11 protein-coding genes, 1 rRNA gene, 1 pseudogene and 1 riboswitch are annotated in these 14,015 nt (G+C 70.7%); of the genes and pseudogenes, 1 reads left to right on the top strand and 12 read right to left on the bottom strand.

Translation table 11 applies throughout. The features are described from left to right. Positions 1–58: 58 nt before the first annotated feature. Positions 59–2,944, bottom strand: a complete 2,886-nt coding sequence (gene gcvP / locus Sdi02f_RS25100) for an aminomethyl-transferring glycine dehydrogenase (protein ID WP_030401954.1) — start codon at positions 2,942–2,944, stop codon at positions 59–61. A gap of 177 nt (positions 2,945–3,121) precedes the next feature. Further along, positions 3,122–3,217: riboswitch (glycine riboswitch) on the bottom strand. Positions 3,218–3,367: 150 nt separating this feature from the next. On the opposite strand from gcvP, the gene Sdi02f_RS25095 reads away from it, so the two are divergent. Then, positions 3,368–3,745 carry a PRC-barrel domain-containing protein gene (locus Sdi02f_RS25095; RefSeq protein WP_031184368.1) on the top strand — a complete coding sequence of 126 codons (378 nt, stop codon included), beginning with the start codon at positions 3,368–3,370 and terminating at the stop codon, positions 3,743–3,745. Here the strand turns inward: Sdi02f_RS25095 and Sdi02f_RS25090 are convergent. The 11 genes and pseudogenes from Sdi02f_RS25090 to rrf form a co-directional block, all read right to left on the bottom strand. Beyond that, a pseudogene (locus Sdi02f_RS25090) lies at positions 3,661–5,113 on the bottom strand (DNA polymerase IV). The gene Sdi02f_RS25095 and the pseudogene Sdi02f_RS25090 sit on opposite strands and share 85 nt — an antisense overlap. A gap of 73 nt (positions 5,114–5,186) precedes the next feature. After that, positions 5,187–5,873 (bottom strand): MerR family transcriptional regulator, encoded by a 687-nt coding sequence (locus tag Sdi02f_RS25085; RefSeq protein WP_174843394.1) that lies wholly within the window; start codon positions 5,871–5,873, stop codon positions 5,187–5,189. Between the two features lie 190 nt (positions 5,874–6,063). Next, positions 6,064–6,537: a bifunctional nuclease family protein gene (locus tag Sdi02f_RS25080; RefSeq protein ID WP_030189411.1), complete on the bottom strand. Its 474-nt coding sequence runs from the start codon at positions 6,535–6,537 to the stop codon at positions 6,064–6,066. Between the two features lie 108 nt (positions 6,538–6,645). Further along, positions 6,646–7,386 (bottom strand): transcriptional regulator FtsR, encoded by a 741-nt coding sequence (gene ftsR, locus Sdi02f_RS25075; protein WP_030401959.1) that lies wholly within the window; start codon positions 7,384–7,386, stop codon positions 6,646–6,648. Between the two features lie 45 nt (positions 7,387–7,431). Beyond that, on the bottom strand, positions 7,432–8,283 hold the full coding sequence (locus Sdi02f_RS25070; protein ID WP_203712684.1) for a zinc-ribbon and FHA domain-containing protein: 852 nt from the start codon (positions 8,281–8,283) through the stop codon (positions 7,432–7,434). 148 nt (positions 8,284–8,431) lie between these two features. Then, entirely contained in the window at positions 8,432–9,271 is an 840-nt protein-coding gene (locus tag Sdi02f_RS25065; RefSeq protein ID WP_030401961.1) for a DUF881 domain-containing protein, read from the bottom strand. Positions 9,272–9,276: 5 nt separating this feature from the next. Further along, positions 9,277–9,609 carry a small basic family protein gene (locus Sdi02f_RS25060; protein WP_003977440.1) on the bottom strand — a complete coding sequence of 111 codons (333 nt, stop codon included), beginning with the start codon at positions 9,607–9,609 and terminating at the stop codon, positions 9,277–9,279. Continuing rightward, entirely contained in the window at positions 9,606–10,502 is an 897-nt protein-coding gene (locus tag Sdi02f_RS25055; protein ID WP_174843393.1) for a DUF881 domain-containing protein, read from the bottom strand. The genes Sdi02f_RS25060 and Sdi02f_RS25055 overlap by 4 nt, the downstream gene beginning before the upstream one ends. 107 nt (positions 10,503–10,609) lie before the next feature. Beyond that, complete coding sequence (locus Sdi02f_RS25050) at positions 10,610–13,105, bottom strand: mannose-1-phosphate guanyltransferase (RefSeq protein WP_030401963.1); 2,496 nt, start codon at positions 13,103–13,105, stop codon at positions 10,610–10,612. A 112-nt stretch (positions 13,106–13,217) separates the two neighbouring features. Further along, complete coding sequence (gene clsA, locus Sdi02f_RS25045) at positions 13,218–13,826, bottom strand: cardiolipin synthase ClsA (protein WP_030401964.1); 609 nt, start codon at positions 13,824–13,826, stop codon at positions 13,218–13,220. Positions 13,827–13,935: 109 nt separating this feature from the next. Next, a 5S ribosomal RNA gene (gene rrf, locus Sdi02f_RS25040) occupies positions 13,936–14,015 on the bottom strand; the annotation flags it as partial.

Here is a 14,015-nt window from a genome sequence, read left to right as displayed (position 1 = left end):
CTCCGTCCGGCACCCCCAGGGTGCCGGACGGAGCCTCTCCCGCTTGCGCGGACCGGACTCAGTCCTCGTACGCGTCCAGCGGCGGGCAGGAGCAGACGAGGTTGCGGTCGCCGTACGCCTGGTCGATGCGGCGCACCGGCGGCCAGTACTTGTCGGCGGCGGACACCCCGGCCGGGAAGACGGCCTCCTCGCGCGTGTAGGCGTGGTCCCACTCGCCGCCGAGGGCGCCCGCGGTGTGCGGGGCGCCGCGCAGCGGGTTGTCGTCGGCGGGCCAGGCGCCGGAGCCGACCTTCTCGATCTCCGCGCGGATGGCGATCATCGCCTCGCAGAACCGGTCCAGCTCGGCCAGGTCCTCGGACTCGGTCGGCTCGATCATCAGCGTGCCGGCCACAGGGAAGGACATCGTCGGCGCGTGGAAGCCGTAGTCGATCAGCCGCTTGGCGACGTCGTCGACGCTGACGCCGGTGGCCTTGGTCAGCGGGCGCAGGTCGATGATGCACTCGTGCGCGACCAGGCCGCCCGGCCCGGTGTAGAGCACCGGGTAGTGCGGCTCCAGGCGCTTGGCGATGTAGTTGGCGGACAGCACCGCGACCTGCGTGGCCCGCTTGAGGCCCTCGCCGCCCATCAGCCGGACGTAGGACCAGGAGATCGGCAGGATCCCCGCCGAGCCCCACGGCGCCGCCGAGATCGGCCCGACGCCGGTCTGCGGGCCCGCCGCGGGCTGCAGCGGGTGGTTGGGCAGGTACGGCGCCAGGTGCGACCGTACGGCCACGGGACCGACGCCGGGACCGCCGCCGCCGTGCGGGATGCAGAAGGTCTTGTGCAGGTTCAGGTGGGAGACGTCGCCGCCGAAGTGGCCGGGCTTGGCGAGGCCGACCAGGGCGTTGAGGTTGGCGCCGTCGACGTAGACCTGACCGCCCGCGTCGTGCACCCGGGCGCAGATGTCGGCCACGTGCTCCTCGAACACGCCGTGTGTGGAGGGGTACGTGATCATCAGCACGGCCAGCTCGTCGCGGTGCTTCTCGATCTTGGCCCGCAGGTCCTCGACGTCGATCTCGCCGTCCTCGGCGGTCTTGACGACGACGACCTTCATGCCGGCCATCACGGCGCTGGCGGCGTTGGTGCCGTGCGCGGAGGACGGGATGAGGCAGACGGTGCGCTGCTCGTCGCCGTTGGCCCGGTGGTAGCCGCGTACGGCGAGCAGGCCCGCGAACTCGCCCTGCGAGCCGGCGTTGGGCTGCAGCGAGACCTTGTCGTACCCGGTGACCTCGGCCAGCCGCTCCTCCAGCTCACGGATCAGGGTCAGGTAGCCCTGGGCCTGCTCGGCGGGCGCGAAGGGGTGCAGCGCGCCGAACTCGGGCCAGGTGACCGGCTCCATCTCGGTGGTCGCGTTGAGCTTCATCGTGCAGGAGCCCAGCGGGATCATGCCGCGGTCCAGCGCGTAGTCCCGGTCGGCGAGGCGGCGCAGGTAGCGCAGCATCGCGGTCTCGGAGCGGTGCTGGTGGAAGACGGGGTGGGCGAGGAAGTCGTCGGTGCGCAGCAGCGCCTCGGGCAGCGCGTCCGCGGCCTCCGCGTCCAGCGCCTCGACGTCGCCCTCCACGCCGAACGCGGTCCACACGCCGCCCACCTGGGCCCGCGTGGTGGTCTCGTCGCAGGCGAAGGAGACGTGGTCGGCGTCGACCAGCCGCAGGTTGATGCCGTTCTCCCGGGCCGCGTGGACGACCGCGTCGGCCCGGCCGGGCACCCGTGCCGTGACGGTGTCGAAGTAGGCGCCGTGCACGATCTCGACGCCGCCCGCGGCGAGCCCCGCGGCGGTGATCGCGGCGTAGCGGTGGGTGCGGCGGGCGATGGCCCGCAGCCCTTCGGGGCCGTGGTAGACGGCATACATGCCGGCCATGACGGCGAGCAGCACCTGCGCGGTGCAGATGTTGCTGGTGGCCTTCTCACGGCGGATGTGCTGCTCGCGGGTCTGCAGGGCGAGGCGGTAGGCCTTGTGGCCGTCGGCGTCCACGGAGACGCCGACCAGGCGGCCCGGCAGGCTGCGGGCGAACTTCTCGTGCACCGCCATGTAGCCGGCGTGCGGTCCGCCGAAGCCCATCGGCACGCCGAATCGCTGGGTGGTGCCCACCGCGATGTCCGCGCCCAGCTCGCCGGGCGAGGTGAGCAGGGTGAGGGCGAGCAGGTCGGCGGCGACGGTGACGAGCGCGCCGAGCTCGTGCGCCCGGTCGATCACCGGCTTGATGTCGCGTACGGCACCGGAGGCGCCCGGGTACTGGACGAGGACGCCGTTGATCTCGCGCTCGGCGACCTCGGCGGGGATGCCCTCGCTCAGGTCGGCGACGACGACCTCGACGCCGGTCGGCTCCGCCCGGGTCCGTATCACGGCGACGGTCTGCGGCAGGGCGTCCGCGTCGACCAGGAACAGGCCCTTCTTGTTCTTGCCCATGCGCCGGGACAGGGCCATCGCCTCGGCGGCGGCCGTGCCCTCGTCGAGCAGCGAGGCACCGGAGGTGGGCAGACCGGTCAGCTCGGCGACCATCGTCTGGAAGTTCAGCAGGGCCTCGAGCCGCCCCTGGGAGATCTCCGGCTGGTACGGCGTGTACGCCGTGTACCAGGACGGGTTCTCCATGACGTTGCGCAGGATGACCGGCGGGGTGAAGGTGCCGTAGTAGCCGAGGCCGATCATGGAGTCGAGGACCTGGTTGCGGTCGGCCAGGGAGCGCAGCTCGGCCAGCACCTCGGCCTCGGAACGCGCGCCCGGCAGGTCGAGCCGGTCGGCGTTCTTGATCACATCCGGCACGGCGGCGGCCGTCAGTTCGTCGAGCGAACCGTAGCCGACCTGCGCAAGCATCTTGGCCCGGGCCTCGTGGTCGGGGCCGATGTGGCGCTGCTCGAAGGGCATGGCCTGTTCGAGTGCGGAGAGCGGGGTGCGAGGGACGGTCATTGCGGAGGCCTCCTGGTCTGACGACCTTCGAGGGGCACCACGGCGCGGGTACCCGGACGGCCTCCCCCTCTGTCATCTCAACCTGAGAGCTTCACCGGTCGAGCCCTGGGGCTGTCCCGGTTTTCACCGTCGGTGAGAGCGGAAGCCGTCGACACCCGCCCTGCTTTCCAGAGTGACCTCGTCCGTGCGGTACGTGAGCCTGAGAGATTCCGGGGAGGATTTGCTCCTTCGGCGCCTCCGGTGGTGTCCGGAGGACTCTCCCGCGCGGGGTCAGCAGCCGTTTGCCAGCGTACCAGCGACGTACTCCCACGGACCTCGAGTGGCCGACCGGCCACATGTGCTCTTTTGTAGTACTTACGGATGATTAGGCGGCTGGTGTGCGACCCCAGTGCGGCCCAGTGGTGCGATCAAGTGGAGGGCCCCGTGCGTACTGACATTGATCCGCGGAACCTGATCGGCCGCAAGGCGTTCGACCGCGACGGCGCCAGGATCGGCACCGTGGACGAGGTCTACCTCGACGACGCCACCGGCGTCCCCGAGTGGGCGGCGATACGGACCGGCCTCTTCAGCCGGGACGCCTTCGTCCCCCTGGAGCCCAGCGAGCTGGTCGACGGCACCCTGCGCGTGCCCTTCGACCGGTCCCTGATCAAGGAGGCGCCCGACTTCGGCGTCGGCCGTCACCTCTCGCCGGAGCAGGAACTCCAGCTCTACCACCACTACGGCCTGGACGTCGCGGCCGCTCCCCCGCCCTCCGACCACGACTTCGGCAAGCTGGCCGGCAAGGGCAACGACGACGGCTGACGCGGCCCCGCGCTACCCGCCGGGCCGCCCCACGGGCTCGACCAGCGGGAGAGGCTCCGCCGGGCTCAGCTCCGGGTCGTCCACCGGGAACGTCCGCACCCGCCCGACCCCGGAGTACGGCGTCTCGAACCGCACGGTGACCCGCCCCAGGCCGCTGCCCTGCACCCACCCGTGACCGAGCCGGGCGTGCCGTACGTCGTGCCCCGCCGGCCAGCGGCGCTCGGCGGGCGAGGGGGCGGGCTCCGCGACGGGCTCGGCCGTCTCGGGCCCCTGGTCCGGTTCCTCCGCCCGGTCCCCCGCCGCCTGCGCGAACAGGTCCTCCTGCGTGTAGTCGGCGAGCCCGCTGACGCCCACCCCAAGCAGCCGCACGCCGCCCGTGGTGTCCACGGAGTCCAGCAGCCTGGCCGCGGCCTCTGCGACCACCGCCGGGTCGTCGGTGGGCCCGCGCAGCGTCTCGGAGCGTGTCAGCGTCGAGAAGTCGTACCTGCGCACCTTGAGCACGATGGTCCGCCCGGACAGACCGGAGGCGCGCAGGCGCCGCACGCAGCGGTCCGCGAGCCGCCCCACCTCGACGCCGACCCGCACCCGGTCGTGGATGTCCACGTCGTAGGTGTCCTCGACCGAGACGGACTTGGTCTCCCGCTCGGCCACCACCGGTCGCTCGTCCCGCGCCAGCGCCATGGCGTACAGCGCGTGCCCGTGCGCCTTGCCCAGCAGCCGCACCAGCTCGTCCTCGCCCGCCTCGGCGATCTCGCCGACCGTGGTGATCCCCGCCCGGCGCAGGTGGTCACCCGTGGCCGGTCCCACCCCGGGCAGCGTCCGCACGGTCATCGGCTCCAGCATGGCCCGCTCCGTCCCCGGCGGGATGAGGACCAGCCCGTCGGGCTTGGCCTCCTCGGACGCGATCTTGGCGAGCATCTTCGAGGCGGCGAGCCCGACGGAGCCGGTGAGCCCGGTGACGGCGCGGATGTCCGCGCGCAGCCTCGTCCCGGCCAGCCGCGCCGACTCCGCGTCCCAGGCCGCCCGCCCGGCCTCCAGGTCGACGAAGGCCTCGTCCAGGCTCAGCGGCTCCACCAGGGGCGACAGCTCCCGCAGCAGCCGCATGACCTGCTCGCTGATCGACCGGTACAGCTCGAAGCGCGGCACGAGGTACGCGGCGTGGGGGGCGAGCCGGCGGGCCTGGCCCATCGGCATCGCGGAGTGCACCCCGAACACCCGCGCCTCGTAGGAGCAGGTGGCGACCACGCCGCGGGGTCCCAGTCCGCCCACGATCACGGCCTTCCCGCGCAGGCTCGGCTTGGACGCCTGCTCCACCGAGGCGAAGAAGGCATCCATGTCGAGATGCAGGATCGTGGGCGCGGTTCTCACATGTCCGATGCTGCCCTACGCCACTGACAATGCCGCGGCCACCGGCGGCGGGAGGCCCGTGGCACGGCGGGCTTCAGACCGCCCGGTTGTTCCGCCGCCGGGCCAGCTCGTCGGCCGGGTTGTGCCCGACCAGGGTCTCGCCCGTGTCGATCCGCTCCCCGTGCAGCTGGGACAGCGCGCTCTCCACGTCCCGCCACACCACCCCGACGGCGATCCCGAAGATGCCCTGCCCGCCCTGGAGCAGGGCGTGCACCTCGTCGGGGGAACCGCACTCGTAGACGGTGGCACCGTCGCTCATCAGCGTCATCCGCTCCAGGTCGCGGAACCCGCGCTCCCTGAGGTGCTGGACGGTGGTGCGGATGTTCTGCAGGGACACCCCGGTGTCGAGGAAGCGCTTGACGATCTTCAGCACGACCACGTCGCGGAAGCTGTACAGCCGCTGCGTCCCGGATCCGTGGGCGGGCCGCACGCTGGGCTCGACGAGACCCGTGCGGGCCCAGTAGTCGAGCTGCCGGTAGGTGATGCCGGCGGCCGCACAGGCCGTCGGTCCGCGGTAGCCGATCTGCTCGGACGCCATGCACGTCGCCCCTCCGCTGGTCGGCACGGCTGCCGGTCGCTGCGGGCCGGGATCGGCCGCGCCACCGTGCTGGGCGTGGCCCGCGCCTGCGCGAAGCCGTGAGCCCGGGGGAGGGTACGGACCGCCTGCCCCGAGGCTGCGCCCGGGGCCACCCCCAACCGTACCGTCGCCGCTGATTCTCACGCCGACCTCCGTCCTTGACCTGCCTCCTCGAAGGTAGGCAGTCACCAAGGGTGCGTCAACGATCGCCACACTCGGCACGCCGAGTGATAATCACCCTACGAGTGGTTTCCCGTGCCCTGTTTCGGGAAAGGATGGCTGATTGTGCCCGAACAGGGCCGCGCGCGGCCCCCGAGAGACCCCGGCACGTGCCTCACTGGTTGCTCGTTCCGAAGTCCTCGGGCGAGATCTGGTCGAGGAACTCGCGGAACTTCTCCACCTCGTCCTCCTGCTCGTCCGGGATCGCGATACCGGCGTCGTCGAGGACCGTGTCGCTGCCGTAGATCGGCGTCCCGGTGCGCAGGGCCAGCGCTATGGCGTCGGAGGGCCTGGCACTGACCTCGACGCCGCTCGCGAACACCAGCTCGGCGTAGAAGACGCCGTCGCGCAGGTCGGTGATGCGCACTTCCGTGAGCTCCTGGCCGACGGCCTCCAGCACGTCCTTGAACAGGTCGTGGGTCAGCGGCCGCGCGGGGGCCATGCCCTGCTGGGCGAAGGCGATCGCCGTCGCCTCCCCGGGTCCGATCCAGATGGGAAGGTAGCGGTCGCCGCCCACCTCGCGCAGCAGCACGATCGGCTGGTTGGAGGGCATCTCGACCCGGACACCTACGACATCGAGCTCGTTCACACAGCAACCCTAGGCCGTGCCCGGGACGTTTGGGTAGTCGGGCCGGGATCGGGTGGGCGATCCGGGTCTGGATCGGGCACGTGATCCCGCTCCCCGGGCCTGCCCGATTCAGGGCAGCCGCACGCCCAGGGCGCTCTGCACCAGCGCGGCGTGCAGCTTCACCGCGAGACCCGCCAGCTCCTTGGTGCGGGCCTCGGCGTGGGCCCGGGTCTGGGGGTTGCGGTGCCGCTTCAGCGGGGCGACCACCTGGTCGACGAGCCCGGCCTCCCGGTCGGCGGCGGCCTTCATCACCCGCAGGTGCCGCGGCTCGATCCCGAACCGCCCCAGCTGCACGACCAGCGACGCCACGGTGACCGCCTCGGCCTCGTAGGCGCCGTCGGGCAGCGGGGCGAGGAGACCGTAGGACTCCCACTCCTCCAGCTCCCGGTCGCCGATCCCGGCCGCGGCCAGCAACTCGTCCCGTCCGATCCTGGCCACCGTCGGGCTCTCGGCGGGCTCCGGCACGGCCGCCTCCCCGTCGCGCTGCCGGCCGACCCGGGGCAGGGAGACGGCCTCCCCGCGCTCCACGGCGTCCAGGTGCTCGCGGATCACCTTCAGCGGCAGATAGTGGTCCCGCTGCATCCGCAGCACCTGGCCGAGACGCTCGACGTCGTGCGCGCTGAACTTGCGATACCCGGCCGGGGTCCGCCGCGGCTCGACCAGCCCCTCCGACTCCAGGAACCGGATCTTGGAGATGGTGATGTCGGGGAACTCGTCGCGCAGCGCGTTCAGCACTGCGCCGATGCTCATCAGCCCACTGTCCGTGGCGGCGGCGCCTTGACCGGCACCGCCGCTCGGTGTTTGAAACATGGACCTTCCCTGGGAGGTTCCCCGGGCGGGCGGCCCGGGGGCGGGTCAGTAACCCCGCTGGCTCGCGTAGAACACCAGCCGGTACTTGCCGATCTGCACCTCGTCACCGTTCGACAGGGCGACCTGGTCGATGCGCTCCCGGTTGACGTACGTGCCGTTCAGGCTGCCGACGTCGGCGACGGTGAACGAACCGTCCGGGCTCCGGCGGAACTCCACGTGCCGGCGCGAGACCGTCACGTCGTCCAGGAAGATGTCGCTCTGCGGGTGACGCCCGGCGGTGGTCAGCTCGCCGTCCAGCAGGAAGCGGCTGCCCGAGTTCGGACCGCGGCGCACGACCAGGAGGGCGGAGCCCAGCGGCAGCGCGTCCACGGCCGCCTGCGCCTCGGGAGAGAGCGCCGGCATCGCCGTCTGGCCGGTGGCCTCGGCGTCGTAGGCCTCCAGGCCGGAGATGGAGATCGTGGAGGTCGTCTCGGACGCACGCTCCGGGACGGCACCGGGCCGCAGCGGAGCACCGCAGTTGGAGCAGAAGCGGCTGTTCTCCGCGTTGCGGTTGCCGCACCTCGTACACACCAGGGCCGACATGGACGGATCCTCCTGCCGCGGCTGCCCCGCCGGGGCGTTCGACGCGTACGGGTCGGGGTTGAACCCTCCGCCCGCACCCGGGGCCGAGGACTGGCCGAAACCTATGCCGCCGGACTGAGCAGGGTCAACAGACGGCGCGCCCGGACCACCCACCTGGTCCCGGAACATCGGGCGCGAGCCCTCCGCATCGGGCTGTGCGCGATGACGGGCGGTCGCGTTGGCGCCGCTGCCCTCTCGCGCGCTCTTGCCGAACAACTTCGCAAACAACTTCACGGGCGATTCCCCTTGACCGAAACAGACCCGCCCGTGGGGCAGGACGAACCCTTACTGACCGCACTGACCGACCCGGACACCTTCACAACGTCCGTCTCCACCAGACAGTTTCCACCACGCACCACCCAATCGGTGCGCCGACCCCCCGCAACCTCATGCCCTCCCCGGACGCCCCCCATGCACCGCCGGTTCACTGGGAGGACGACCGAGCGTAGTCAGGCCGCTCCGCCGCCCGCAAGGCGTCCACGACGATCTTGCTCGACCGCTCAACAGTAACGGTGGCCTGTTCCTTCTCCAGAGTCTGCACCACTCCTCCAGGAATGTTGAGAGCCGGTTCGAGGTCCTGCGGCTTGCCGATGACCTGGAAACGATAGGGCGCGTTGATCTTGTTCCCGTCGACGCTGACGGAGTTGCCGGAGTCGGCGAGGTACGTGCCGGCGACGACCCGTACACCGTTCACCTGGATCGCCTCCGCCCCCGCCGCGCGCAGCTCCTGGATGGCGTCGAGCAGCATGTCCGCCTCGACCGTCCCCTTCGCGTCCTCGATGGTCACCGTGATGCCGGGCCCCTGCGCGGCCACGGTGCCCGCGAGAACGCCCAGTTGCCGCTCCTTCTCCAGCGTCTGCTTGCGGGCCTCCTCCGCCTGGTCGGAGCTGTTCTCCAGCTCGTCGCGCTGCTTCTCGAGGCCCTGCTTCTCGTCTTCAAGACGCTGAGTACGGTCGTCCAGTTCATCGAGGATGCGGACCAGATCTTCCTGGCGGGCGCCCCGCAGCGCGCTGTCGCTGTCGCTGTTGGACGCCACCTGGACCGCGAGACCGAAGCCGAGCCCGAACAGGAGCAGGGCGACGATGAGTTGGGCCCGGGTCAGGCGCGGCGGCCACAGCCCCTTCAGGAGCCGTTGTCTGCCGGTGAGTCCGTTCCGCTCCGGCTGGGCCGCGTCGTCGTCCCCCGGCGGATTCACCGGGGGCGGCACCTCCTGCGGCAGCTCCCTGCGCAGCCGGTGCGCGTGCTGCTCGTCGTGCTCGCTCATCGGCCTCACGCCCGGAAGACGTGGCGGCGGATCGCCGCGGCGTTGGAGAAGATGCGGATGCCGAGGACCACCACGACACCGGTGGAGAGCTGGGCACCGACGCCCAGCTTGTCGCCCAGGAACACGATCAGTGCGGCGACGACGACGTTCGACAGGAACGACACCACGAAGACCTTGTCGTCGAAGATGCCGTCGAGCATGGCCCGCAGGCCGCCGAAGACGGCGTCCAGCGCCGCCACGACGGCGATCGGCAGATACGGCTCCACGGCCGCCGGCACCTCGGGCCGGACCAGCAATCCGGCCACGACTCCCACGACGAGGCCCAGTACGGCGATCACGATGTGCCCTTCTCGGTTATCGGCTGTGCTGTACGTACGATCAGACTCGGTGCGGCCGGCAGCTTGAGGTCGTCCGCGACGGAGAGGGCGGTCCGGATGCCGTAGCTCTCCTGGAGGGCATGCAGGTACAGCCCGTCGGCGCTGTCCTGGAAGGCGGCGCTCAGCCGCTCCCCGTCCCCCACCGCGAGCACCGTGTACGGCGGCACCAGCGGCCTGTTGTCGACCAGTATCGCGTCACCCGCGGCCCTGATCGCCGACAGCGCCGTCAGACGCTGCCCGTTGATGGACACGGCCTCGGCGCCGGACTCCCACAGGCCGTTGACCACGCGCTGCATGTCCCGGTCCCGCACCCGGCCCGTGTCGGAGAACCCCGAGGTGCCGCGCGTCTTCCCGTCGGCCCCGGCGCCCGCGTCCTTGGCGTCGTCGACGACGAGCTTCACCCCGGGGCCGTGCACCTCGGCCGCGCCCGCGAGGAGGCCCACCAGGTCGGACCGGTCGCCCTCGCCGCTCTTCTCGAGCGCCTCGCGCCGGCGCGCGTTCACGTCGTCGCGCAGCTCGTCGACGCTCTTCTCCAGCTTGTCGGCCGCCGAGGTCTCCCCCTCGATGCGGTCGACGAGCTCTTCGCGCTCCTTGGCGACGACGGGCGCGGCGACGCGTGCCTGAGCCGCCCCGACCGTCACGACCAGCGCCGCGAGCACGAGGCCGGCCGCCAGGCCCAGCTTGGCGCGGAGCGTCTTGGGCATCCCGCCGCTGCCGTCGGCCTGCTTCCGCGCGGCGGCCTCGGCGTAGCCGTCGTCGAGGCTGTGGTCCATGACGTTCGTGAGCAGGGACATGGACGCGTCCGGGCGCGCGGGCCGCGAGGATGTGCTCCGAACGGGGGGTGGCTGCGGCATGCCGCACATCGTCGCACGCCGCCGCCACTACCTCCGAATGGCCCCACCGGCGTGCCGGACAGGCCCCCTTGGGGACACTTGTCCGGCACGCGCGCGTGCGGAGTGTTTTACCGGCCCGCGCTGTCCACCACCGCGGCCCACTCGTCCAGCAGCGCCTGTGCGGAGGCGTCGTCGGGGCCCTCGGCCCACAGGTGGGTGACCGCCTCCGCCGGGTCGGGCAGCACCATCACCCAGCGCCCGTCGGTCTCGACCACCCGCACCCCGTCCGTGGTGTCCACGAACCGGTCCCCGGCCGCCTCCACGACCCGCCGCATCACGAGGCCCTTGACGGCCCACGGAGTGGCGAGATCGCGCTTGAGGACGTGGGCGCGCGGGATCCGCGCGTCGATCTGGCTCAGCGTGAGCTGCGTCCGCGCGACCAGGCCGATCAGCCGCACGAAGGCCGCCGTGCCGTCGTAGACGCTGCTGAACTCGGGGACGATGAAGCCGCCCTTGCCGTCGCCGCCGAAGATCGCTCCCTCCTCGCCCCCGACCCGCGTCAGGTCGTCCGGAGACGTGGTGGTCCACTCGACCTGCGTGCCGTGGTAGGCGGCGACCTGCTCGGCGATCCTGGTGGTCGTCACCGGGAGCGCGACCCGGCCGCTGCGCCGCTCGGCCGCGATCAGGTCGAGCATCACCAGCAGCGCCCGGTCGTCCTCGATGATGCGGCCCTTCTCGTCGACGAGCGACAGCCGCTCACCGACCGGGTCGAACCGCACCCCGAACGCGGCCCGCGAGGACGCCACGATCTCCCCGAGGCGCACCAGCCCGGACCGCCGCATGTCGGCCGACTCGGTGGGCCGGGCCTCGTCGAGGCCGGGGTTGATGGTGAGCGAATCGACGCCCAGCTTGCCGAGCAGACTGGGCAGCACCAGCCCCGCGCTGCCGTTCGAGGCGTCGACGACCACCTTGAGCCCGGAGTCGGCGATGCCGGTGATGTCGACGTTGCGCAGGAGCGACCCGGTGTACGAGTCGAACACGCTGGACGGGAAGTGCAGGTCCCCGATCTCCCCGGGGAACGCCCGCCGGTACTCCTGACGCGCGAACACCCGGTCCAGCTTCCGCTGGCTGCCCTGGGACAGATCGGCACCCTGCCCGTCGAAGAACATGATGTCGACGGAGTCCGGCACACCCAGGGTGGTCCGGATCATGATCCCGCCCGCGCTGCCCCGCGCGGTCTGCTGCCGCGCCACGGGCAGCGGTACGTTCTCCAGGTCGCGTACGTCGATGGCGCTGGCCTGCAGCGCGGAGATCACCGCCCGCTTCAGCGCGCGGGCACCGCGGGAGTGGTCGCGGGCCGTGGTGACGGTGGACCCCTTCTTCAGGGTCGTCGCGTACGCCCCGGCCAGCCGCACGGCCAACTCCGGGGTGATCTCCACGTTCAGGATGCCGGAGACCCCGCGTGCCCCGAAGAGGTGTGCCTGGCCGCGGGACTCCCAGATCACCGAGGTGTTGACGAAGGCGCCGGCCTCGATGGTCTTGAACGGGTAGACCCGCACGTTCCCCTGGACGATCGATTCCTCGCCGACCAGGCATTCGTCGCCGATGACCGCGCCGTCCTCGATCCGCGCGGCCCGCATGATGTCGGTGTTCTTGCCGACCACGCAGCCCCGCAGGTTGCTGTGCGGACCGACGTACACGTTGTCGGCCACCACGGCCTTGTGCAGGAAGGCGCCGCTCTTGACGACGACGTTGGATCCGACGACCGTGTGCTCCCGGATCTCGGCGCCGGCCTCGACCTTGGCGTAGTCACCGATGTACAGGGGGCCGCGCAGCACCGCGTCGGGGTGCACCTCCGCGCCCTCGGCCACCCAGACTCCGGGCGAGATCTCGAACCCGTCGATGTCGACGTCGACCTTGCCCTCCAGGACGTCCGCCTGGGCCTTCACATAGCTCTCGTGGGTGCCGACGTCCTCCCAGTAGCCCTCGGCGACGTAGCCGTAGATGGGCTTGCCTTCCTTCATCAGTTGCGGGAAGACGTCGCCGGACCAGTCCACGGGGACATCGGGGTCGACGTAGTCGAAGACCTCGGGCTCCATGACGTAGATGCCGGTGTTCACGGTGTCCGAGAAGACCTGGCCCCAGGTCGGCTTCTCCAGGAAGCGCTCGACCTTGCCCTCTTCGTCGACGATGGTGATGCCGAATTCCAGCGGGTTGGGCACGCGCGTCAGACACACGGTGACGAGCGATCCCTTTTCCTTGTGGAAATTGATCAGGTCGGTGAGGTCGAAGTCGGTCAGGGCATCGCCGGAAATGACGAGGAAGGCATCGTCCTTCAACGCCTCCTCGGCGTTCTTGACGCTTCCGGCGGTACCGAGTGGCTTCTCCTCGTTGGCATAGGTGAGCTCCATCCCGAGCTCTTCGCCATCACCGAAGTAGTTCTTGACCAGTGAGGCCAGGAACTGGACGGTGACGACGGTCTCATTGAGCCCATGCCTTTTGAGCAACCTGAGTACATGCTCCATGATCGGCCGGTTGACCACCGGCAGGAGCGGCTTGGGCATGCTCGAGGTCATGGGACGAAGGCGCGTGCCTTCGCCTCCAGCCATCACGACGGCCTTCATGTCGGAAGCGTCCTCCTCCGAGAGACGACGGTTTAGCCGACTTCACCCGTCCAGGGTCCCGCACTTTTCCAGCGCGGGCCATCCGGCCACCGGGACCGCACAATCAGCGAGTTCAATCGGCTGCGACGTCCGCACGCACCAGGCGGCGGACCTGCACCACATAGAGAACACCTGCCCACCAGTACAGGGTTGTACCCCATCCGGCGAACGCCCATCCGAAAACAGCGGCGAGTGACGCGATCCATCCGCTTCCGTCGCTCAGCAGAAGCAGGGGGAAGGCGTACATCAGGTTGAAGGTAGCGGCCTTGCCGAGGAAGTTCACCTGCGGCGGCGGATAGCCGTGGCGCCGGAGGATGACCACCATCACCAGCAGCATCGCTTCCCGGGCAAGCAGTACAAGGGTCAACCAGAGCGGGAGAATCTCACGCCAGGTGAGACCCACCAGGGTCGAGAGGATATAGAGCCGGTCGGCCGCCGGGTCCAGCAGCCGGCCGAGGCTGCTGATCTGATTCCAACGCCGCGCGAGCTTTCCGTCCAGGTAGTCGCTGACTCCACTGAAGGCCAGCACCAACAGCGCCCAGCCGTCGCTCTGCGGGCCGCCGAACTCGGGCCACAGGATGAGCCACAGGAACACGGGCACGCCGACCAGACGCGCCATGCTGAGGATGTTCGGGATGGTGAGGACCCGGTCGGTCTGCACGCGGGTCTCCTGGACCTCCACGCGGGGGCCTCCTGGGGTAAACGAGCCAATGATGCTCACTGACCTTACCCCAACGCAAAAAAGCTCTGGCTCTCGGGCTGTGTGCCCAAGAGCCAGAGCTCTAAAAGGAGTTCGGCGGCGTCCTACTCTCCCACAGGGTCCCCCCTGCAGTACCATCGGCGCTGTAAGGCTTAGCTTCCGGGTTCGGAA

Origin of the sequence: Streptomyces ardesiacus, assembly GCF_003112575.1 — a bacterium.
GTDB classification, from domain to species: Bacteria; Actinomycetota; Actinomycetes; order Streptomycetales; family Streptomycetaceae; genus Streptomyces; species Streptomyces ardesiacus.
The sequence above is the reverse complement of the archived record's forward strand: the minus strand, read 5'-3'. Positions and strand labels throughout refer to the sequence as shown.

What these genes read in the sequence shown, in the direction of transcription:
- Sdi02f_RS25065 (WP_030401961.1), bottom strand. Translation starts at nt 9,271, where the DNA reads ATGAGCGAGCACGACGAGCAGCACGCGCACCGGCTGCGCAGGGAGCTG.
- Sdi02f_RS25055 (WP_174843393.1), bottom strand. Translation starts at nt 10,502, where the DNA reads ATGCCGCAGCCACCCCCCGTTCGGAGCACATCCTCGCGGCCCGCGCGC.
- gcvP (WP_030401954.1), bottom strand. Translation starts at nt 2,944, where the DNA reads ATGACCGTCCCTCGCACCCCGCTCTCCGCACTCGAACAGGCCATGCCC.
- Sdi02f_RS25050 (WP_030401963.1), bottom strand. Translation starts at nt 13,105, where the DNA reads ATGAAGGCCGTCGTGATGGCTGGAGGCGAAGGCACGCGCCTTCGTCCC.
- ftsR (WP_030401959.1), bottom strand. Translation starts at nt 7,386, where the DNA reads ATGTTTCAAACACCGAGCGGCGGTGCCGGTCAAGGCGCCGCCGCCACG.